Origin of the sequence: Streptomyces lomondensis (genome assembly GCF_014651035.1) — a bacterium.
GTDB classification, from domain to species: domain Bacteria; phylum Actinomycetota; class Actinomycetes; order Streptomycetales; family Streptomycetaceae; genus Streptomyces; species Streptomyces lomondensis.
This window is the reverse complement of sequence record NZ_BMWC01000005.1, coordinates 248764-269230: the sequence shown is the minus strand read 5'-3', so window position 1 is coordinate 269230 and position 20467 is coordinate 248764. Positions and strand designations below refer to the sequence as shown.

The window sequence follows — 20467 nt, the reverse complement described above, 5'->3', positions numbered from 1 at the left end:
AGGGGGAGTGGGGAGTCAGGCGAGGGGGTGGCGGTCGAGCCGCCAGCGGGTGCCGCCGCCGTCGGTGTCGACGACGACCTTCGGGGGGAGCGGCAGTTCGTGGAAGGGGGACTCGTTGGAGTCCATCTGGTATCCGGCGGTGTTGGGGTAGACGAGCAGGTCGCCGGGGGCCGGGCGGGCGGGCAGCAGCACCTTGCGCCAGGTGAGCATGTCGGACTCCAGGCAGGTGGCGCCGCCGACGCAGGCCGCGTACGGCTCGGCGCCGCCGTCCGGCCGCGCGGGCAGCAGCACCGGATCCGGCAGGTACTCGCTGTTGAACCACTGCTCGGACAGGCTGAGGCTGCTGCCGTCGACGGTGACGATGCCGTAGCCGGAGGGCCGGTCCTTGACGCCCTGGACGCGGAACACCGTGCACCCCGCGCGGTCCAGCAGCGCCCGGCCCGGCTCCAGCAGGAGCCGCACCCCGGCCGTGCGCAGCCGTCCGGCGAGGTCGTGCGCCTCCAGGACGGCCCGCAGCGCGCCGGCGCCCGCCACGGGGGAGTGGTACGGGTAGAAGTCCGCCGGGGCGAAGGACTTGCCCGCGTGGTACTGCTCGGGCCGCTGCTCCCGCAGGAAGCGCGCCCAGTGCCCGGCGTCGGTGTAGTCGACGGCGAATCCGCCGCCGATGCTGATCCGGTCCGCGCGCAGCCCCCGCACCCGTGCCTTCAGGCACAGGTCGACGAGTTCGCCCGCCGACTGCGCGCGCTGCTCGGTGTCGTAGCCGGACAGATGGAAGGAGAAGCCCTCCATCACCACGGCCTCCCCGGCCTCCGCGCACCGGGCGAGGGCCGACTCCAGCTGCCCGTCGTCGAGGCCGAAGCGGCTGTGCGGCTGGGCGGGCGGCAGGCGCCGCAGCAGCACCCGGGCCGGGCGCGCGGTCGTCCGCGCCAGGGCGATCACGTGCTCCAGCTCGTCGAGCGCGTCCACGGCGATCAGGCAGCCCTGAAGGACAGCGACCCGCAGCAGGCCCTCGGCCTTGGCGGGCCCGGTGACCACGACGTTCTCGCCGCGCACGCCGTGGCCGAGCGCGTCCTGAAGTTCACCGGCGGCGGCCACGTCCACGCCCGCCCCGGACAGCGCGCAGCGGTCCATCCAGACGGCGGCCTTGTTGGCCTTCTTGGCGTAGTACACACGGCCTTCGACGCCGGCCTCGCTCAACACCTCGGAGAAAGCGGCCAGGTTGGCGTCGAAGCGGTCGGGCAGCAGGAGGTGGAAGGGGCCGCCGAGCGCGTACGACAGCTCCTGCGGCAGTCCGCCGCCCAGGGTCGCGTCGAGCTCCGGATCCGGGTGGGCGGGCAGCGGCGGCGCGGCGGACGTGCGGGTCACTGCCACAGCGACACCCGCGTTCCCCGGCCCTGTTCGATGGCCAGCTGCGCGAAGCGGTGCCCGAGCGCGATGTCGGTGACGACCAGACCGCTGTTGTAGGCGAAGATCCGCTCGTCGGCGGAGCTCCGGCCCCCGGCCCGGCCCGCCACGACCTCGGGGAACTCCGCGTCCACCGGCGGGAAGCCGCCGTCCGCGTCGGCCATGTCGGTGCCGGTGACCTTCATCTGCGCCTCGCTGGTCGCGACCACCCGGTCCGCCTCGTGCAGGGTCGACGGGGCGATGCCGTGGCCGACCAGGATCGACAGCGCGCCCGGCTTCAGATCGGACGCCTCGACGGCGGCGGGCGTGTGCTGGCCGGCCGTGGCGACCACCACGTCGGCGTCCGCGGCGGCGGCCCGTACGTCGTCCACGACCTCCACCTCCCGCTCCGGGAAGTGGTGGTGGAGCTGATCCCGTACCGCGGCGAGGCCGTCCGGGTGGGTGCCGTACACCATGAGCCGGTCCAGGTCCGGCAGCGTGGTGAGCAGGAAGGGCAGCGCCAGCCGGCCCTGGGTGCCGGTGCCGATGACGAGCGCGCTGCGGGCGCCGGGCCGCGCGCACTCCCGGGCCAGCAGCGCCGACACCGCGGGGGTGCGCAGGGAGCCGATCCGGCCGCAGTCCATCATCGCGACCGGCAGTCCGGTGACGTCGTCGTAGATCGTGAGCGTCGTGTAGTAGTGCTGCGCGTCGCGCGGCCGGTCCAGGCCGTGCTTGTACGAGGTCTTGATCGCGACGACCTCGCGGACCCCGTCCCGGCCGAGCATGGCGTACGAGACGGAGTGGCCGTCCTCCGGTTTGACGGTGAGCTTGCGGGGGTTGGCCGACCTGCCGTCGGCGAGCGTGCGGTAGGCCTGCTCGACGACGTCGACGACGTCCGCGAGGGATATCTCGATGCCGGCGATGTCGCTGGTGCTGAGAATGCGCAGGGTCCTGTCGTCCGCGGTCACGGCGTTCCCTTCGAGTGCGGGTGGGTGGGGGCCGGCTCGCCCCCGCGGCGGATCAGATGTGGGCCACCAGCGCGGCCTGCCCGTACCCGTGCTCGTCCGCCTCGGCAAGGGGACGGCTGCGGCGGCCGGGCACGCGCACCGAGGCGCGCTTGAGCCAGCGGTCGGTGCCGTCGTAGCGGGCCTTGAACGGCACCCGGCCGTGCACGACCAGGTCGTTGTCGACGACCAGGACGTCACCGGGCTCCAAAGCGACGGCGACCGAGACGCGTTCCAACTCGGCGGTCAGCCGGTCGTAGGCGGCGCGGTAGTCGGCCGGTGCCTCGTCGAGCGGGGTGTAGGCGGGGTCGTAGCGCAGGGTGGGACCGGCCTGGGTCTGCCACAGGACCGGGACCTTCGGAGGCTCTCCGGCGAAGGTGCGCGCCTCGGCGTAGGCGTCGTCCGGGAGGATCGGCAGGACCGGGCGGGACAGCAGCGCGAGGTCGTCCGCGGCGAGGCGGACCTTGCGGATGCTGGCGGCGGTGGTGGCGACGGCGTCGTGGTTGCGCATGCAGGCGAGCAGCAGCAGATGGGCGCGGCCGGGGTGGAAGGCGTCCTCGGTGTGCGGGCTGAGCAGCACGGTGCTGCTCGCACCCGTCTGCTCCTGCTCGTGGCCGGGCGCGGGCACGATGTTGTGCACGAACCGGCCCTCCTGCTGTCCCTCCCAGGCGATCGGGTGGCCCATGGCCGCGGCGAGCAGCAGCAGGAGCACGTCCCAGGCGGCGGCACGGTCGCCGGCGGTGTCCCAGCCGGAGGGCGTGGGGCCGATGCCCGCGTCGTCGACGGGCAGTCCGCGCAGGACGTACAGGCCGTCGTCCGTGTCGACCGGGCGGCAGGTGTGCAGGATCGTTTCGTCAAGGCGGGACGCGGCGGTCGCGACCCGGCGGAGCAGCTCAGGGCGTGCGGCCGAACTGCCGGACTCGGCAAGGATCTTGTGGGCGATGTCGGTCAGCTCGTCGACGTCGTGCGGGGCGAACTGGCGTAGGGGTGCGGCTCCCGTGGGCATGGCGCAGACATCCGTTTCGGGGCGGGCGCGAGTGCGGGGCGGATGGAGCTCGGAGTGCCGACCCTGTGTGTTGCCTGTGGGACGGCCGGTGATCGCTGCGAAACCTAACAGGCGAATTTAGGTAAGGCAATCCTGACCAGAGCGATAGGCTCCTGTTGCGAATTCCTTGCAGCAAGAGGGGTGATGCGTGCGCCTGTGCGCCCTTTGACGCTCCCGCAGGGAACGTCCAGGCATTGCGCTGAGGGATCTTCTTAGGGTAGGCACGCCTAAGCAATGTGCTCCCGCGTGGCTGAAAGAGGTCGTAGTGAACGTGAACAGACGCCAAGTGCTGTGGGCCGGCGGTGCGATAGGCGCGTCCGCGCTCCTCGCCGCCTGCGGCAGCGGTGACGAGACCTCGGCGAAGTCGCCGGCGGGCAAGGGCGAGAAGCCGCGCCGCGGGGGCACGCTCCGGGTCGGCGCCCTGGGCCGCGCCTCGGCCATCACCCGCGACCCGCACGGCACGCAGGCCAACGAGAGCGACTACCTGATCATCTCGCTGGTGCACGACACCCTGACCGTCCCGGGCGCCAAGCCCAACACCGTCCCCCGCCTCGCCGCGAGCTGGCAGGCATCGGACGACCTGAAGACCTGGCGCTTCACCCTCGCGAAGGGCGCGACGTTCCACGACGGCACCCCGGTCACCGCCGAGGACGTCGTCTGGTCCCTGAAGCGACTGCGGAACACCCCCTCCGGCGCCTCCCGGCTGCCCGGCATCAAGGCCGAGAACATCAAGGCCGAGGGCACGGACACCGTCGTCCTGGTCTCCGACTACGCCAACGCCGAACTGCCCCAGCTGACCCGGCTGACGACGTTCGTGCTGAAGAAGGACACCAAGGACTCCGACCTCGGCAAGGCGCCCGGCACCGGCCCCTTCAAGCTCGACTGGTTCCGCTCCGGCAACGCCCGCCTGGTCCGCAACGCCGACTGGTACGGCGGCGACGTGCACCTCGACGCCATCGAGGTCAAGATCTTCGAGAGCCCCCAGGCGATGGCCAACGCCCTGCTGGCCGGGCAGATCGACGTCGCCTCCAACGTCGGCGCGGTGGCGGCCCGTACGGCCGAGAAGCGCGGCGACGTCCAGGTCGTGCGCCGCCCCAACGACATGGCGATGCCGATCGTCATGCGCACCGCCGACGGCCCGTTCGCGGACGTGAAGGTGCGGGAGGCGCTGCGGCTGGCCGTGGACCGCGAGGCCATGGTCAAGCAGGTCCTCTCCGGCTACGGCACGGTCGCCAACGACATCCTCGGCACCGGCGACCCCGCCTACGCCAAGGACGTCCCGCAGCGCACCCGCGACCTGGCCAGGGCCAAGCAGCTGCTGAAGGAGGCCGGCTTCGACACCTCGAAGACGTACCAGCTGCTGACCACGGAGGACATCGCCGGACTCGCCGAGTCGGCGACGCTGTTCGCCTCCCAGGTCCGCGAGGCCGGGGTGAAGGTCGAGGTCGTCCGGCAGGAGTCGGCGACCTTCTGGGACAAGACCTGGCTCAAGGGCGACCTCTACACGACCTACTGGGGCACCAACGACTCGGTGGTGTTCTTCGCCAGCAAGACCATGGTCTCCGACTCCGGGCAGAACGAGGCCGGCTGGAAGAACAAGGAGTTCGACGCCGCCTACCGCAAGGCCATGGCCACCAAGGACGCGGCGGAGCGGGCCAAGGTCCTGCACGAGCTGCAGCAGATCGAGCACGACGCATCCGGCTACCTGCTGTGGGGCATGGCCGACGGCATCGACCTGGCCGGTGCCGCGGTGCGCAACCTGCCCACCCTGCCCGGCTATGGGCGCGTCCAGCTCGAGCGGGCATGGCTGGCACGCTGACCCCGACGGCACGGCCCGAACCGGCGGCGGGCTCCCGGCAGCCGGCGCGTACAGCCCTGTACGTGGCCGGAGTGCTCGTGCGCCGGCTCCTGCTGCTGGCCGGGCTGCTCGCCGCCGTCTTCGCCGCCGTGGAGCTGCTGCCGGGGGACGCCGCCGACGCCACCTCCGAACGCGGGGAGAGCGCGGCCGACCTCGCCCAGCGGCGCCGACTGCTGGGCCTGGACCGGCCCGTGGCGGAACGGTTCTGGGACTGGATGACCGGCCTGCCGACCGGCGACCTCGGCACCTCGGCGCGCGGTGAGCAGGTCGCCGACCTGCTCGCCCGGCCGTTCCCCAACACCCTGCTGCTCGGCGGGCTCGCGCTGCTGCTCACCCTCGCCGCCTCCGTCGCGCTCGGCTGCTGGGCGGCGGCCCGGCCCGGCGGCCCGCTCGACCGGGCCGTGTCGGCGAGCGCCACCGGCATCCTCGCGCTGCCCGAGTTCGTCGTCGCCGTGGCCCTCGTGCTCGTCTTCGCGCAGTGGACCGGCTGGCTGCCCGCGGTCACCCTCACCGACTCGGACGGCTCGCCCGCCTCCTGGCGGATGCTCGTGCTGCCCGTGCTGGCCCTGGCCATCCCCCAGATCGGCTGGAACACCCGGATCGTGCGGGCCGCCCTCGCCGACGAGGCCCGGGCACCGCACATCGACACCGCCGTCCTCGACGGGCTGCCCCGGCGCCGGATCCTCACCCACCACCTGCTGCCCGGCGCCCTGCCCACCATCGCGGCCGGTGTCGCCACCTCCACGGGCATGCTGCTCGGCGGCGCGGTCGTCGTGGAGACCATCTTCAACTACCCCGGCATCGGCTCCGTCCTCGCCGGCGCGGTCGCCGACCGGGACAGCCCGGTCATCGCCGGGGTCGTCGCCGTGACGGGAGCCGTGATCACCGCAGTGCTGCTGCTCGCCGACCTCGTACGCACCTGGGCCTCGGGAGGCCGGACATGACGCCGAACACCGCCGGTGCCGTACGCGCCCGGGTCCCGGGAGGCCGGACGTGACCCCGGTCGTCGACGCCATCGAGCCGGCCCCGGCCGCGCGGGTGGGACGGGCCCGCCTCCGGGTCGCCGTCCGGGTGCTGCCGGCCCTGCTGCTCACCGCCCTCGCCCTGGCCGGTCCCTGGCTCGCCCCGCACGCCATCGACACCCCCGTCACCGCGCCCTACACGGAACCCGGCGGCGGTGCCCCGCTCGGCGGCGACCAGCTCGGCCGGGACGTCCTCAGCCGGGTCCTCGCCGGAGGGCGCGAACTCGTCGTCACCTCCCTGCTCGTGGCCGTGCTGGTGACCGCCCTGGCCGCCGTCCTCGGCGCGGTCAGCGCCCTGCGCCCGGCCGTCGGGCGGATCGTGGAGCGCACCTGCGACGTGCTGATGCTGCTGCCCGCCGTGCTCGGCATCCTCCTCGTCACCCTGTCCTGGCCGGACGGCGGCCGGCTCGCCGTCGTCACCGCCTCGGTCGTCCTCGGCGTGCCCTACGCGGTGCGTCTGGTGGCCGGCGCGGCGACGCCCGTGGCGGCCTCCGGGTACGTGGAGGCGGCGTCCGTCGGCGGCGAACGCCTGTGGTACCTGGTGGCCCGGGAGGTGCTGCCCAACCTGCGGGCCACCCTCCTCGCCCTGTTCGGGCTGCGCTTCGTCGCCGCCGTCTACCTCGTCGCCACCGCCGGTTTCCTCCAGGTCGGGCCGCAACCCCCGGCCGCGGACTGGGCGTTGATGATCCGGGAGAACTCCGGCGGCATCCTCCTCAACCCCTGGGCCGTCCTCGCCCCCAGCGTCGCCGTGGGCCTGCTCGCCATGAGCGTCAACCTCGCGGCCGCCGCCCTCGTCCCCGCGACCGGCCGGAAGGCGGTGCCCACGCTGTGAACCAGCACTGGACCTCTCAGAGTGACGTGGCGCCGGGAGAGCACGCGGTCCGCATCCACGGGCTGACCGTCTCCGCCCCCGGCGGCCGTCTCCTGCTGGACGGGGCCGGCCTGGAGTTGGCCCCCGGCCGCGTCACCGCCGTCGTCGGTCCCTCCGGCTGCGGCAAGACGACACTGCTGCGGGCCGTGACCGGTGCGCTGCCCCCGGGCACCGAGCGCACCGCGGGCACCGTCACCGTCCTCGGCCAGGACCCGCTCACCCTGCCCGCGCCCGCCCTGCGCGCCCTGCGCCGCGACCGGCTCGCCTACGTCGCCCAGGACCCGGGCTCCGCCCTCAATCCCCGTATGAAGGTGCGCCGTCTGCTCGCCGAGGTCGCCGCGGACACGAGCCCCGAGGCGATCCTCGGGCAGCTCGACGAGGTGCGGCTGCCCACCGGCGACGGGCTGCCGGACCGCCGGATCGGCGCGCTGTCCGGCGGCCAGCAACGCCGCGTCGCGCTCGCCCGCGCCCTGGCCCGCCGCCCCGCCGTCCTGCTCCTCGACGAGCCCACCGCCGGACTCGACCCCGTGCTGCGCGACGAGATCGCCGGCCTCCTGCGCCACCTCGCCGAACGGCACCGGATCGCCGTCGCCCTGTCCTGCCACGACACCGACCTGGTCACCCGGCTCGCCGACGACATCGTGGACCTGACGGGCACGACCCCCCGGCCGGCCGCACGCACCCGCCCGGCTTCCGACGGACCGGCGTCCTCGGCGGTGCCCGACACCGGGGAGGGTTCCCACGGCCGGCCGGTTGCCGGGGAGCAGCCGGCGCTCGTGCGGCCGGCTGTGGACGAGGCGGCCGCGCCCGGCTCACCGCCCCTGCTCACCGCCACCGGCCTCCAGGCCGCCCACACCCACCGCGGCCGGCGCGTCCCCGTGCTCCACGGCATCGACCTCGGGCTCGCCGCCGGGAGCAGCCTGGGGGTCGTCGGGGTCTCCGGCTCGGGCAAGACGACCCTGCTGCGCGCCCTCGTCGGACTGCACCGCCCCACGGCCGGCACGGTGAGCCTGAACGGCACACCGCTCGCCCCCGGCGCCTCCCGCCGCTCCCGCGACCAGCGCCGCCGTCTCCAGCTGGTGCCGCAGGACCCGCTCGGCACGCTCAACCCGGGCCGCACGGTCGGGGCCGCCCTGCGGCGCCCGCTCCTGCTGCACCGCCGGACCGGCCGCGCGGGGGCGCCCGCCCGGGTGCGGGAACTCCTGGAGCAGGTCGGCCTGCCCGCCACGGCCGCCGACCGCTACCCCCACGAGCTGTCCGGCGGACAGCGCCAGCGCGTCGCCATCGCGCGGGCCCTGGCCGCCGACCCCGACGTGCTGTTCTGCGACGAGGTCACCTCCGCGCTCGACGCGGAGACGGCCGTCGCCGTGATGGACCTGCTGACGGAGCTGCGGGACCGGCGCGGCCTGGCCCTGGTGCTGGTCAGCCACGACCTGCGCCTGGTCGCCGACCGGACCGACGAGCTGATCGTCATGTCCGAGGGCCGGGTGGCCGAGGCCGGCCCCACGAGGCGGTTGCTCGGTTCGCCGGAGGGGCTCACCAGCCCGTCGGCGGCGGGGGTCGAGTAGCCGTCAGAGCACCTTGCGGTGCAGGAGGGCCGACAGGACGAGGGCGCCCGGCAGCAGCGGCAGCCACACCGTCAGGACGCGGTAGCCGATGACGGTGGCCGTGGCCGTGCCCACGGGCGCCCCGAACGCGGCCATCGTGAAGACGAGCGCCGCGTCCACGGGGCCGATCCCGCCCGGCGCGGGCACGGCCCCGACCGCGGTGCCGGCCACCAGCAGCGCGAGGATGACCTGCGTCCAGGACAGCGGCAGACCGAGCGAGAAGCCGACCGTGGCGATCACACTGCCCTGGAGCAGCGGGGTGGCGGCCGCACCGCCCCACAGGGCGAGCACGCGGTTGGGGCGGGTGTGCAGCTCGCGGGCGTCGGTCAGGGCGGTGCGCAGAAAGCCCAGGACGGGGCGGCGCAGTGCCCGTACGGCCACCAGGAGCACGGCGGTCGCGGCGAGGGCGAGCACGGCACCGCCCGCCGCCAGGAGCAGCGTGCGGTCGTCGGGGACGAGCGCGCCGAGCCGCAGGACGTCCGGGAACGCCACCAGGAACACCAGCAGCACCAGGGTCCTGGCGACCGGCTTGACCAGGGAGTACAGGGCGAGTGAGGCGGTGGCCCGGGGGAGGGGGATGCCGCGGCGCTGGAGGAAGCGCAGGGTGACGGCGTGCGCGCCGATGCCCGCGGGCAGCACCTGGTTCGCGGCGCCGGCGGCGAACTGCGAGGCCACCAGCAGCCCGGGCGGCAGCCGCTCCGGAAGGGCGCCCTGCCGGACACAGGCGGCGGCCACCCAGGTCAGGCAGGTGAACAGCAACGCGGCGAGCAGCCACCAGGGGTCGGCCGCGGCCAGCCGCGCGACCCCCTTGTACGCGGCCTCCCGGTCGACCAGGGCCCACACTCCGATCAGCACCAGCGGGAGCAGGACCAGGGCCGGTCGGACGAGGCGTGCGGCGGTGGGGAAGCGGCGCGGGGTGGCGGGGCAGGGCGGGGCGGGGAGCGGGGCGGGGAGCGTTTCGAGCTGGGACACGGCGTACGTCGTCCTTCCGCGTCGCGCCCCGGGGACAGGGCGGACGGATGCAGGGCGAGGCAGGGGGACGGCGGAAACGTGCCCGTCCGGTGTGACGGCCCGGTGTCCGGCAGAAAAAGCGAGGCGGGCGGGAGAACGACACGGCGCGATCCCGGGCGGGCCCGGAGCCGAGGAAAGGCGGTCCGGCCGACCGGACCGCGTCACACTACCGGCGCCTTGCTGCGCCCTCCGTCCGACGCATGCCACCGCCCGGCCCGGTGCTCACCCCGGCGCCCCGCACCGCCCTCACGGCCTACGCCGCCACCGTCCCCACCACCGGGAACCCCGGGCTCCGCAGGACCCGCCTCTCCGCGTCCACCGCGAACACCTCGCAGTGCTCCCGGGCCGCCGCCCACCGCACGCCCTCCGCGCCCAGGGCGAACGCCGCCGTCGCGACCGTGTCCGCCTCGGTCAGGGTCGGGGCGACGACGGTCATGCTGAGGAGGCCGGTCGCCGGGCGGCCCGTGCGGGCGTCGAGGATGTGGTCGCCGCGCTCGTAGCGGGCGGACGTCGCGACGGCCCGGTCCGTGAGGTCCAGGACCGCGCACAGCCGGTCGGCGTGTTCGGGGTGGCGTACGCCCACGCGCCAGGGGCCGCCGACGGCGACCACGTCGCCGCCGGCGTTCAGGCAGAAGCGGCGCGCCCCGGCGGCCGACAGCAGTTCCGCTCCCTTCTGCACCGACCAGCCCTTCACCACGGCGCAGGGGTCGAGGCCCCGGCCGGGCAGGCGGACGTCGAAGGCGCCCCCGGTCGCGATCCGGTACTCCTCGCACAGGTCCAGGACCTCGCGGAGTTCCGGGCCGGGGGACAGCACCTCGCCCCGGTCCAGCCGTGACACCTCGCTGTCCGGCCGGAACGGGCTGAACCGCGCGTCGACCTCGCGCAGCCAGGCGAACAGGTCGTCCACCGGCGCCTCGGGGAAGCCCTCGTCGTCGATCCGCACCGACACCGGGAACCCCATGACGTGCTCGACGCGCCGCATCCGTCAGCCCTTCGCGTCGATGGCGGCCTGGAGCGACTCCTTGTAGCCGTCGCTGGTGATCGTGGCGCCGGACACCGTGTCGATGTCGGCGCTCTGCGCCTGGAGCGTCTCCTCGACCAGCTTCGGCACGGCGGCCGTGGTCTGCGGGTGGTTCGGCTGCTGCAGCATCCGCACGGAGGCGATCTTGTCCCCATCGAAGGTGACCTCGACCTGCACCGGTCCCTTCTCGGTGTCGATCGTGGACCCCGACACCACCGTGGACGTCGTCCCACCGGACCCCGCGGACGACGAGACCGAGGGTGTCGACGCCGGCGCCGCGGCCTCCGTGGCGGTCGAGGACGACCCGGTGTCGTGCGAGGGCGCGTAGCGCCAGACGGGGATGAGGCCCGCGACGCTGAGGACGAGGACGGGTATGGCTCGCTTCACGACAGTCTCCTCGTCATCCGGCCAGGCTGAAGCGTTCGAAGTGGATCTGCGGCTTGGGCACGCCCAGCTCGCGCAGGCTGCCGAGCACCGCGTTCATCATCGGCGGCGGGCCGCACAGGTAGACGTCCCGGCCGGTGATGTCCGGCACCAGCCGCGCCAGCTCCCGCGGCGCCAGCCGGTCGGGCACGGCCGGGCCCGTGACCAGGTGCAGTTCGGCGCCCTTGGCGGCCGCGAGATCGCGCAGTTCGTCGTAGAGGACCGCGTCCTGGTCCGTGGCGACCCGGTAGATCACGACCGTGTGGCCGCTCAGTTCCTCCAGCAGCGCCCGGATCGGCGTGACACCGACGCCGCCGGCGATGAGCAGGGCGTCCGGGCGGGTGCGGTGCAGGGTGGTGAAGGCGCCGTAGGGGCCCTCGGCGAAGACGCGCGTGCCGACCTTCAGGTGCCGCAGGGCCGCGCTGCCGTCACCGGCCCGCTTGGCGGTGAGCCGGAGCGTACGGCCGTCGGGGGCGGCGGACAGGGAGAACGGGTTCGCCTGCCACCAGCGGTCCTTCGTCAGGAACCGCCACAGGAAGAACTGCCCGGCCCGCGCGGGCAGCCGGTCCAGGTCGCGGCCCGTGACGTAGACCGAGACCACGTTGTCGTTCTCCGGGACGACCGCCGTCACGCGGAGCTGGTGGCGCCAGTTCCGCCACAGCGGCAGCACCAGCCGGCCGATGAACACCGAGGCGAGCGCCACGCCCCACACGCCGTACCAGTACGCCGCCGCCGCGGCCGACGAGGCGAACGTCGTCCCCGCCGCGACCTGGTGCGTGAACGCCAGCACCACCGCCACGTAGGTGTACAGGTGGATGAAGTGCCAGGTCTCGTAGGCCAGCCGGCGCCGGGCGTAGCGGGCCGAGACCACGCCGACCACGATGAGGATCGCCAGCGCGACGATCGCGCGCAGCACGCCCTCGACCGTCTCGGCGAGGTCCACCAGCTGGTTCACCGGGTCCAGCGACGAGGCCTGGGCGTAGCCGAAGACGATGAACACGGCGTGCGCCAGCAGCAGCCACAGCACCGAGAAGCCGGTCCAGCGGTGCCAGGACGTCAGCCGGTCCATGCCGATCCGCCGGTCGAACCACGGCAGCCGGGCCACCAGCAGCAGCTGGAACGCCATGAGCAGCGCCCCGAACAGCCCGGTCAGCCGGCCCAGCACGATCAGCGTGTTCGAGGCGAAACCGGCCTGGACGAAGAAGACGGTCACCACGGCCACGTTGGCGAGCAGCACCGCGTACAGGCCGGTGCGGCCCACCACTGTGGGGCGCACGCCGGGGCGGGCCGCCACGGGAGGTTGATGGAGTGTCGTCACGGTCGGCAGCTCCTTGATCGGATCCTGGGATACCGAGCTTGTCGCGGGGGAGCTGTCGGAAAGCTGTCGCTCAACTTTCAAGTTTTTATCGATCCCGCGGCGGGAGGCCGGGCGGCTATGGCGGCACGTCAGCCGTGCCGCACTATGAGGTCGTGGAAAAAGTACGACTTCTCGTCGTCGACGACGACCCGCCCATCGCCGATCTCGTCGCGACCGTCGCCCGCTACGAGGGCTGGGAGGCGGTCACGGCGTACACCGGCGAGGACGCGCTGCAGCGGGCCGCCGAGTTCCACCCGGACATCGTGGTGCTCGACCTGATGCTGCCCGGCGTGGACGGCTTCGGCGTCCTGGACCGGCTGCGCGCCTCCGGCACGATGGTGCCCGTGGTGTTCCTCACCGCCCGCGACGGCGTCGCCGACCGGGTCGCCGGCCTCACCCGGGGCGGCGACGACTACCTGGTCAAGCCGTTCGCCGTGGAGGAGCTGATGGCGCGGCTGCGGACCGTGCTGCGGCGCAGCGCGGGACCGGCCTTCCAGCGGTCCGTGCTCCAGGTCGGCGACCTGACGATGGACGAGGACACCCGCGAGGTGCGGCGCGGCGACAAGCTGCTGTCGCTGACCCCGACCGAGTACGAGGTGCTGCGCTACCTGATGCGCAAGTCGCCCACCGTGCTCACCAAGGCACAGATCCTCGACCACGTGTGGGAGTACGGCTTCGGCGGCCGCTCCAACGTCGTCGAGCTGGTCGTCAGCCGGCTGCGCCGCAAGCTCGACGAGACCGACGACGGCGCCGCCCCGCTGATCCACACCGTGCGCGGATTCGGGTACGTGCTGCGACAGGCTTCCGAGTGATCGCCCGGCTGCGGCGGGCCTACCGCGGGATGCGCCTGGGCACCCGGCTGGCCCTGGGCCTCGGCGCCCTGTCCCTGGTCGTGTTCGCCGTCGTCGGCACGGCTCTGACCACGTACATGCGGGACTACCTGTCGGCCCAGCTCGACACCCAGCTGGCGCAGGCCCAGATCGCCCAGTCCAAGAGCATCGCGGACTACGGCACCCTCACGGGCAAGAAGTACTACAGCTGGTACTACGCCGTGTACGACGTGAAGGACGGCGGGCCCGAGCTGCGCCGGCCCGAGGACCCGGCGGACCTGCCGAAGGACGTCGACGACCTCACCGCCCTGGCCTCCGCGCAGACCGCCGCGCACACGGAGCTGCTGCGCACCGAGTACCTCAGGGGCGCGGGCACCTACCGGCTGCGCGCCTGCGAGGTCAAGCCCGGGGTGGTCCTGGTCAGCGCCGCGCCCATGGACGAGATCCAGGACACGGTCGGGCAGCTGATCACCATCCAGGTCGTCACCTTCGCGCTCGCCCTGCTCGCCCTGGTGGTCTTCGGCCGCCGGATGCTGCGCCGCGGCCTGAAGCCGCTCAGCGACATGGCGACCACCGCCCACGGCATCGCCTCGCACGACCTGACCGAGTCGGCGGCCCGGCTGCCGCTGCGCGCCGACGGCCGCGACGGCGGGCCCGAGGTGGACGAGCTGCGCACCGCCTTCAACACGATGCTGGAGCACATCGACGACTCCCTCGCCGTGCGCGCGGAGGCCGAGCAGCGGCTGCGCCGGTTCGTCGCGGACGCCTCCCACGAACTGCGCACCCCGCTGATGTCGGTGCGCGGCTACGCGGACCTCTTCCAGTACGCCGCCGCCAACGCCCCCGAGGAACGCGAACGGCACCTGGCCCGGCTGCGCGCCGAGGCCGCCCGGATGGGCGTGCTCCTGGACGACCTGCTGCTGCTCGCCCGGCTGGACGCCGCCGAGGTGGAGACGCCGCTGCGGCTCCAGGACGCCGACCTGGTGGAGCTGGTGTGCCAGGCCGCGGACGCCTTCCGTGCCGGACGCCCCGACCATCCCCTGACCGTGCCGGCGGGCCCGCGTCCCGTGATGCTGCGGATGGACCCGCTGCGCATCCGGCAGGTCGTCGACAACCTCCTGACCAACGCCGCCGTGCACACCCCCGCCGGGACGAAGGTGTCCGTGGAGGTGGGCGTCGCGCCCGGCTGGGCCGAGGTGCGGGTCACCGACACCGGGCCGGGCATCCCGCCCGACGACCGGGACCGCGTCTTCGACCGCTTCTACCGCGTCGACAAGGCCCGCAGCCGCGACCGCGGCGGCAGCGGACTGGGCCTCGCGGTCGCCCAGTCCCTCGTCCGCGCCCACGGCGGCCGGATCGAGCTGAGCAGCGAGCCGGGCTCGACGGTGTTCACCGTGTGCCTGCCCTGGAACGGTGCGGGCCCTTCGGGCCGGTGACTTGGGCCCTCTAGACTCGACCGGCGACAGCCCGTACGACCATGGCCAAAAGTCTCCGCCAACCCGAAGGACTCCGGCGTCTTGATACGGATGGAATCAGTCACCAAGCGGTACCCGGACGGCACGGTGGCGGTCGACCGGCTCTCCCTGGAGATACCCGACGGCTCGATCACCGTCCTCGTCGGACCCTCGGGCTGCGGCAAGACGACCACGCTGCGGATGATCAACCGGATGGTCGAACCGACCGAGGGAACGATCCTCCTCGACGGCGAGGACATCCAGCGACAGCCCGTCACCACCCTGCGCCGGTCCATGGGTTACGTCATCCAGAACGCCGGTCTCTTCCAGCACCGCACGATCGTCGACAACATCGCCACCGTGCCCCGCATGCTCGGCTGGGGCAAGCAGAAGGCCCGCGCCCGGGCGGCCGAGCTGATGGAGCGCGTCGGCCTCGACGCCGCGCTCGCCAAGCGGTACCCGTACCAGCTCTCCGGCGGCCAGCAGCAGCGCGTCGGCGTGGCCCGGGCGCTCGCCGCCGACCCGCCGGTGCTGCTCATGGACGAGCCGTTCTCGGCCGTCGACCCGGTGGTCCGCAAGGGGCTCCAGGACGAACTGCTCCGCATCCAGGACGAGTTGGGCAAGACCATCGTCTTCGTCACCCACGACATCGACGAGGCGATCAAGCTCGGCACGATGGTCGCCGTGATGCGCACCGGCGGCCGCCTCGCCCAGTACGCCCCGCCCGCCGAGCTGCTGTCCGACCCCGCCGACGCCTTCGTCGAGGACTTCCTCGGCGCCGACCGAGGCATCCGCAGGCTGTCGTTCTTCCCGTCCGCGCGACTGGAGTTGACCACGGGACCGGTGATCCCGCTCGACGCCACCGCCGAGCAGATCGCCGCCCCCGGCGCGGACCACCTCCTGGTGACCGACGCGGACGGCCGCCCGCTCGGCTGGGGCGCCCCGGGCGACCTGACGGCCGGGGACATCCGGCCCGCCGAACTCCTCCCGCATGGACGGCCGTTCGTGCCCGGCACCGACTCGCTGCGGGCCGCCCTCGACTGCGCCGTGCTCTCCCCGACCGGCTGGGCCGTCGCCGTGGACGCCGGCGGACGGGTGACCGGGGTGGTCTCGCAGCAGACCATCGGGGAGGCGATCCGCAGCGCCCACGCCGCCGACCGCGCCGACGAGGCCAAGGTCTCCTCGTGAACGGCTTCCTCGACGGTTTCTTCGACATCCCGAGCGACCTCCAGCACAGCTGGCTCGGCCTGATCGGGCTGCATCTGCGCGAGGCCCTGCTGCCGGTCCTGGCCGGGCTGCTGCTCGCGCTGCCCCTCGCCCAGCTGTGCGTCCGCTTCCGCTGGCTGTACCCGCCCGTGCTCGGCGCCACCACCATCCTCTACGCCGTCCCCTCGCTGGCCTTCTTCGTCGTCCTCATCGACTACACCGGCCAAACCGAGCTGACCGTGATGATCCCGCTGGCCGTCTACAGCCTCGTGGTGCTCGTCCCGGCCATCGTCGACGGCGTGCGGTCCGTGCCGCAGGAGACCCTGGCCGCCGCCACCGCCATGGGCTTCGGGCCCGTACGCCGCTACCTCCAGGTGCAGTTGCCGATCGCCGTGCCCGCCATCCTCGCCGGGCTCAGGGTCGCCACCGCCTCCAGCATCTCCCTGGTCAGCCTCGGCGCCCTGATCGGCAACCAGGGCGCGCTCGGCAACCTGCTCGCCGCCGCGCAGAAGTACGACCGGCCCGAGCTGGCCGTGAACTCCGTGGTCACGACGGCCGTCCTGGCGATCCTGTGCGACGCCCTGCTCGTGCTGCTCCGCGTCGTGCTCACCCCCTGGATGCCGAACGGCGCCCGCAGCCGCCCGAAGACCGGCGGGCGGCGGCAGCGGCCCGTACCGCAGGACGTGATCCGGTGAACGTACTGAACTTCGTCAGCGCCTTCTTCAGCGACAGCGCCCACTGGCACGGCTACGACGGCATCCCGCAACGCCTCCTGGAACACGTCCAGTACTCGCTGCTGGCCCTGGCCCTCGCCGCCGCGATCGGCCTGCCCGTCGGCCTGCTGACCGGGCACACCGGGCGGGGCGGCAACGCCCTCGCCTTCATCGCCACCGCCGCCCGCGCGCTGCCCAGCTTCGGCCTGCTGGTGCTGATCGTCATCATGATGGGCTTCGGCCTGCTGCCCGTGATGATCCCGCTGGTCATCCTCGCCGTCCCGCCGATCCTGGTGACCACCTACGAGGCGGTCCGCTCCGTCGACCCGTCCCCGGTGGACGCCGCCCGCGGCATGGGCATGCGGGAGTCGCGGATCCTCTTCCAGGTCGAACTGCCCGTCGCCCTGCCCCTGATCCTGAGCGGCTTGCGCTCCGCGGCCATCCAGATCGTGTCGACGGCCACCATCGCCGCCTACGTCAGCCTCGGCGGCCTCGGCCGGTACATCGTCGACGGGCTCTACCAGCGCGACTACGAGAAGGTCGTCGGCGGCGCCACCCTGGTCGCCGTCCTCGCGCTCGTCACGCTGGCGGTGTTCTGGGCGGCGGGCCGCCTGGCCGTGTCGCCCGGGGTGCGCAGGCGCTGATGTCCGAAGAGTGTCCGTAAGAAACCGTGACCAGGCTGCTCTTGACTGACCGTAAAGCGGCTGGATTGGATCGTTGGATGACTTCTACCGCGAAGAGCAGCTGGTCCAGGACGAGGCACACCGGCGCGGCGGCCGTCGCGCTCACCGCCGCCGCGGCGCTGCTCGCGGGCTGTTCGTCCGGCGACACCTCCGACAACCCCCTGGCGGGCGAGAAGGCGCAGGACGGCACCGTCGTCGTCGGCTCCAACAACTTCGCCGAGAGCACCCTGCTCGCCGACATCTACGGCGAGGCCCTCAAGGCCAAGGGCGTCAAGGTCACGTACAAGCACAACATCGGCAGCCGCGAGACGACGTACGGCCTGATGAAGAACGGCTCCGTCACCGTGCTGCCCGAGTACAACGGCTCGCTGCTGGCCTACCTGGACCCCAAGGCCGAGCAGAAGTCCGCCGAGGCGGTGAACGAGGCCGTCAAGGCCAAGCTCGACAAGAAGCTGACGATCCTCCAGTCCTCGCCCGCCGAGGACAAGGACTCGGTCACGGTCAACGCCCAGACGGCGAAGAAGTACAAGCTGACGTCCTCCTCCACCCTCGCCGATCTCAAGGACGCCGCTCCGGACCTGGTGATCGGCGGTTCGCCCGAGTTCCAGACCCGGCACCAGGGCCTGGAGGGCCTGAAGTCCGTGTACGGGCTGGAGTTCAAGTCCTTCAAGGCGCTCGACGCGGGCGGCCCGCTGACCCAGGCGGCGCTGACCCGGAACACCGTGCAGGCCGCGGACATCTTCACCACGGACCCGACCATCGTGAAGGAGAAGTTCGTCGTCCTGAAGGACCCGGAGAACCTCTTCGGCTTCGCGAACGTGACCCCGCTGGTCCACAAGAGCGGCCTCCCCCAGAAGGGCGTCGACGCGCTCAACGCCGTCTCCGCCAAGCTCGACACCAAGACGCTCCTGGAGCTGGACGCGCAGGTGCAGCTGGAGAAGAAGGACCCGCTGGACGTGGCGAAGGCGTGGCTGAAGTCGGCGGGTCTGGACTGACCCGGCGGCCCGTCACGATGCGGTAACGGGCCTGGCCGGATCCGCAGGGGACCGAACGCGGGCCGGGGGTGGGGCGTCACAGGGACGGAACCATCCCCGGTCACCGCGAAACCCCTGGGAGCGTCATGCGTACCGACATGACCCGCACGGCCCGTCTGCTCCTCGTCCTCGCCCTGTCCGCCGCCGGAGCCGGAGCCGCCGCGGGGTGCGGCAGTACGGAGGCCGGCGGCACCGAACCCGCTCCGCGCCCGCGCTCCGAGAACCGGGCCCAGCAGGTCGCCGAAGCCTGGGACGGCTCCCGGGCGGCCGCGCAGTGGCGCGCGGGCTACCACCCCATGGGGCCGGTCGTCCAACTCCCCGGGACCGGCCTCCTGCGCGACGACGCCGACCGGCGCGCCTACGAGATCGGGAACTTCGACCTGCGGGGCAAGCTCCCCGCCGCGCCGGGCGGGAGCGGACGGGTGACCTGGCCCAGCGGGGGCTCCCTCAAGGCGCCGCTGATGGACGCCGAGCAGGCCTACAAGGCCCTGGACACCGCCGACAGCCCCGGACCGCGCCTGACCGTGACCGGGGCGAAGCCCGGCGAGATGACCGTGGCCACCAGCCGCGGCCCGGCGACCGTCCCCGCCTGGCTGTTCACGCTGGAGGGCTACGACAGCCCGCTCAAACACGCCGCGGTGAGCCCGTCCAAGCTCCCCAGGCCGCCGATCCGGCCGCTCGGGCAGAACGTCCCCTCCGATGTGCTGGCGCCCCTCGGCGGCCTGACGGGGATCGAGGGGAACAGCCGGTCCGTCACCGTGATGGCCCACCACGGAGCCTGCGACGACGGCCCCGTCGTGGAGGCGCTGGAGACCAAGGGCAGCGTGGTGCTGTCCGCCGCCGTGACGGGGGTCAAGGAGGGCCCCTGCACCACTGAACTGCGCGGCAAGAGGGTCACGGTGAAGCTGGACCGGCCGGTCGGCGACCGCGTCGTCCTGGACGCGTTCACGGGCCGCCCGGTGCCGTACACCGCGTGGCCCGGGGAGGCGCACAACCCGCGCTGACACCCCTGGTTCAGGCCTGCACCGCCGACGCGATCAGCTGGTCGATCAGGGCGATCAGCACGTCCCGGCACGACTCCCGGTCCCGCGCGTCGCACAGCAGCAACTGCACGTGCTCCGGGACCGCCAGGGCCTCCCGGATGTCCTCGGGCGGATACGGGTGCTCCCCGAAGAAGCCGTTGACCCCGACCACGAAGGGGATGCCCCGGCGTTCGAAGAAGTCGATCGCGGCGAAGCTCGACTCGGGTCTGCGGACGTCGACCAGGACCACGGCGCCCAGCGCGCCGAGGGCCAGGTCGTTCCACATGAACCAGAACCGCTGCTGCCCCGGCGTGCCGAACAGGTACAGCACCAGGTCCTGGCTGATGGTGATGCGGCCGAAGTCCAGGGCCACGGTGGTGGCCCGCTTCTCCTCGATGCCGTCGAGGTCGTCGACGCCCAGACCGGCCATGGTCAGGGGTTCCTCGGTGCGCAGCGGGACGATCTCGCTGACCGACCCGACCATGGTGGTCTTGCCGACGCCGAAGCCCCCGGCGATGAGGATCTTGACCGTGTCGGGTGCCGAGGACGCGTCGGTGGCGACGTCAGAGCCGGCCAAGGCCGTCCCTCACTTTCTGCAGCAGGTCCAGGTCGGGAGTGGTACGGGAAACGGGGCGCGGCGGGCGGACGGTGATCCGGCCCGCCTCCAGCAGATCGCAGAGCAGGATGACGACCACGCTCACCGGAAGGTCGAGCCGGGCGGCCAGCTCCGCCACGGCGACCGGCTCGGCGCACAGCCGGAGGATCCGGGTGTGCTCGGGCTGCGGCCGGGCCGCCGCGGCGGGCGGCGGATCGACCGCGGTCACGGTCGCGATGAGCGTGAAGTCGGCGCGGCTGGGCCGGGTCCGGCCACCGGTCAGTGCGAACGGCCGTACGAGCCGGCCCGCCGAATCGCCTCCGCCCAC

The 20467-nt window shown here is 73.3% G+C and carries 20 protein-coding genes; 11 read left to right on the top strand and 9 right to left on the bottom strand.

Features of this window, described 5'->3' with window-relative positions:
- Positions 1 to 15: 15 nt before the first annotated feature.
- From IE255_RS19545 to IE255_RS19535, 3 genes are read right to left on the bottom strand one after another with little or no spacing between them, the layout of a single operon-like run.
- Entirely contained in the window at positions 16 to 1371 is a 1356-nt protein-coding gene (locus IE255_RS19545; protein WP_190051603.1) for a Y4yA family PLP-dependent enzyme, read from the bottom strand.
- Entirely contained in the window at positions 1362 to 2351 is a 990-nt protein-coding gene (locus IE255_RS19540; protein WP_229906483.1) for an ornithine cyclodeaminase family protein, read from the bottom strand. Before IE255_RS19540 ends, IE255_RS19545 begins: the two co-directional genes overlap by 10 nt.
- A 52-nt stretch (positions 2352 to 2403) precedes the next feature.
- A complete protein-coding gene (locus IE255_RS19535; RefSeq protein WP_190051602.1) occupies positions 2404 to 3393 on the bottom strand; it encodes a TauD/TfdA family dioxygenase in 990 nt (329 codons plus the stop codon).
- A 304-nt stretch (positions 3394 to 3697) separates the two neighbouring features.
- On the opposite strand from IE255_RS19535, the gene IE255_RS19530 reads away from it, so the two are divergent.
- From IE255_RS19530 to IE255_RS19515, 4 genes are read left to right on the top strand one after another with little or no spacing between them, the layout of a single operon-like run.
- A complete protein-coding gene (locus IE255_RS19530) occupies positions 3698 to 5251 on the top strand; it encodes an ABC transporter substrate-binding protein (protein ID WP_190051601.1) in 1554 nt (517 codons plus the stop codon).
- Positions 5236 to 6234 (top strand): ABC transporter permease, encoded by a 999-nt coding sequence (locus IE255_RS19525; protein ID WP_190051600.1) that lies wholly within the window; start codon positions 5236 to 5238, stop codon positions 6232 to 6234. Before IE255_RS19530 ends, IE255_RS19525 begins: the two co-directional genes overlap by 16 nt.
- A 49-nt stretch (positions 6235 to 6283) precedes the next feature.
- Complete coding sequence (locus IE255_RS19520) at positions 6284 to 7144, top strand: ABC transporter permease (RefSeq protein ID WP_372487532.1); 861 nt, start codon at positions 6284 to 6286, stop codon at positions 7142 to 7144.
- Positions 7145 to 7170: 26 nt separating this feature from the next.
- The gene (locus IE255_RS19515) at positions 7171 to 8751 is read left to right on the top strand and encodes an ABC transporter ATP-binding protein (RefSeq protein WP_229906482.1); all 1581 of its coding nucleotides are present in this window, start codon (positions 7171 to 7173) and stop codon (positions 8749 to 8751) included.
- A gap of 3 nt (positions 8752 to 8754) precedes the next feature.
- Here IE255_RS19515 and IE255_RS19510 read toward each other — a convergent pair whose 3' ends face one another.
- From IE255_RS19510 to IE255_RS19495, 4 genes are all read right to left on the bottom strand, one after another.
- Positions 8755 to 9762: a lysylphosphatidylglycerol synthase transmembrane domain-containing protein gene (locus IE255_RS19510; protein ID WP_229906481.1), complete on the bottom strand. Its 1008-nt coding sequence runs from the start codon at positions 9760 to 9762 to the stop codon at positions 8755 to 8757.
- A 292-nt stretch (positions 9763 to 10054) separates the two neighbouring features.
- Positions 10055 to 10783, bottom strand: a complete 729-nt coding sequence (locus IE255_RS19505) for an FAD:protein FMN transferase (protein ID WP_190051599.1) — start codon at positions 10781 to 10783, stop codon at positions 10055 to 10057.
- 3 nt (positions 10784 to 10786) lie between these two features.
- The gene (locus IE255_RS19500; protein WP_190051598.1) at positions 10787 to 11209 is read right to left on the bottom strand and encodes an FMN-binding protein; all 423 of its coding nucleotides are present in this window, start codon (positions 11207 to 11209) and stop codon (positions 10787 to 10789) included.
- A 13-nt stretch (positions 11210 to 11222) separates the two neighbouring features.
- Complete coding sequence (locus tag IE255_RS19495) at positions 11223 to 12509, bottom strand: ferredoxin reductase family protein (protein WP_190051839.1); 1287 nt, start codon at positions 12507 to 12509, stop codon at positions 11223 to 11225.
- 206 nt (positions 12510 to 12715) lie between these two features.
- On the opposite strand from IE255_RS19495, the gene IE255_RS19490 reads away from it, so the two are divergent.
- The 7 genes from IE255_RS19490 to IE255_RS19460 all read left to right on the top strand — a co-directional run bounded on the left by IE255_RS19490 (position 12716) and on the right by IE255_RS19460 (position 19526).
- Positions 12716 to 13414, top strand: a complete 699-nt coding sequence (locus tag IE255_RS19490) for a response regulator transcription factor (protein WP_190051597.1) — start codon at positions 12716 to 12718, stop codon at positions 13412 to 13414.
- Positions 13411 to 14868, top strand: a complete 1458-nt coding sequence (locus IE255_RS19485; protein ID WP_190051596.1) for a sensor histidine kinase — start codon at positions 13411 to 13413, stop codon at positions 14866 to 14868. Before IE255_RS19490 ends, IE255_RS19485 begins: the two co-directional genes overlap by 4 nt.
- 81 nt (positions 14869 to 14949) lie before the next feature.
- Complete coding sequence (locus IE255_RS19480) at positions 14950 to 16074, top strand: ABC transporter ATP-binding protein (protein WP_190051595.1); 1125 nt, start codon at positions 14950 to 14952, stop codon at positions 16072 to 16074.
- Positions 16071 to 16787 (top strand): ABC transporter permease, encoded by a 717-nt coding sequence (locus IE255_RS19475; RefSeq protein ID WP_190051594.1) that lies wholly within the window; start codon positions 16071 to 16073, stop codon positions 16785 to 16787. Before IE255_RS19480 ends, IE255_RS19475 begins: the two co-directional genes overlap by 4 nt.
- A complete protein-coding gene (locus IE255_RS19470) occupies positions 16784 to 17449 on the top strand; it encodes an ABC transporter permease (protein WP_190051593.1) in 666 nt (221 codons plus the stop codon). The genes IE255_RS19475 and IE255_RS19470 overlap by 4 nt, the downstream gene beginning before the upstream one ends.
- 77 nt (positions 17450 to 17526) lie before the next feature.
- Entirely contained in the window at positions 17527 to 18483 is a 957-nt protein-coding gene (locus IE255_RS19465; protein WP_190051592.1) for an ABC transporter substrate-binding protein, read from the top strand.
- 125 nt (positions 18484 to 18608) lie between these two features.
- On the top strand, positions 18609 to 19526 hold the full coding sequence (locus IE255_RS19460) for a hypothetical protein (protein ID WP_190051591.1): 918 nt from the start codon (positions 18609 to 18611) through the stop codon (positions 19524 to 19526).
- Between the two features lie 10 nt (positions 19527 to 19536).
- Here IE255_RS19460 and IE255_RS19455 read toward each other — a convergent pair whose 3' ends face one another.
- Both IE255_RS19455 and IE255_RS19450 read right to left on the bottom strand, forming a co-directional pair.
- Positions 19537 to 20121 carry a GTP-binding protein gene (locus tag IE255_RS19455; RefSeq protein ID WP_190051590.1) on the bottom strand — a complete coding sequence of 195 codons (585 nt, stop codon included), beginning with the start codon at positions 20119 to 20121 and terminating at the stop codon, positions 19537 to 19539.
- Complete coding sequence (locus tag IE255_RS19450) at positions 20108 to 20467, bottom strand: DUF742 domain-containing protein (protein WP_190051589.1); 360 nt, start codon at positions 20465 to 20467, stop codon at positions 20108 to 20110. Before IE255_RS19450 ends, IE255_RS19455 begins: the two co-directional genes overlap by 14 nt.

What these genes read in the sequence shown, in the direction of transcription:
- IE255_RS19535 (WP_190051602.1), bottom strand. Translation starts at nt 3,393, where the DNA reads ATGCCCACGGGAGCCGCACCCCTACGCCAGTTCGCCCCGCACGACGTC.
- IE255_RS19525 (WP_190051600.1), top strand. Translation starts at nt 5,236, where the DNA reads ATGGCTGGCACGCTGACCCCGACGGCACGGCCCGAACCGGCGGCGGGC.
- IE255_RS19460 (WP_190051591.1), top strand. Translation starts at nt 18,609, where the DNA reads ATGCGTACCGACATGACCCGCACGGCCCGTCTGCTCCTCGTCCTCGCC.
- IE255_RS19465 (WP_190051592.1), top strand. Translation starts at nt 17,527, where the DNA reads ATGACTTCTACCGCGAAGAGCAGCTGGTCCAGGACGAGGCACACCGGC.
- IE255_RS19505 (WP_190051599.1), bottom strand. Translation starts at nt 10,783, where the DNA reads ATGCGGCGCGTCGAGCACGTCATGGGGTTCCCGGTGTCGGTGCGGATC.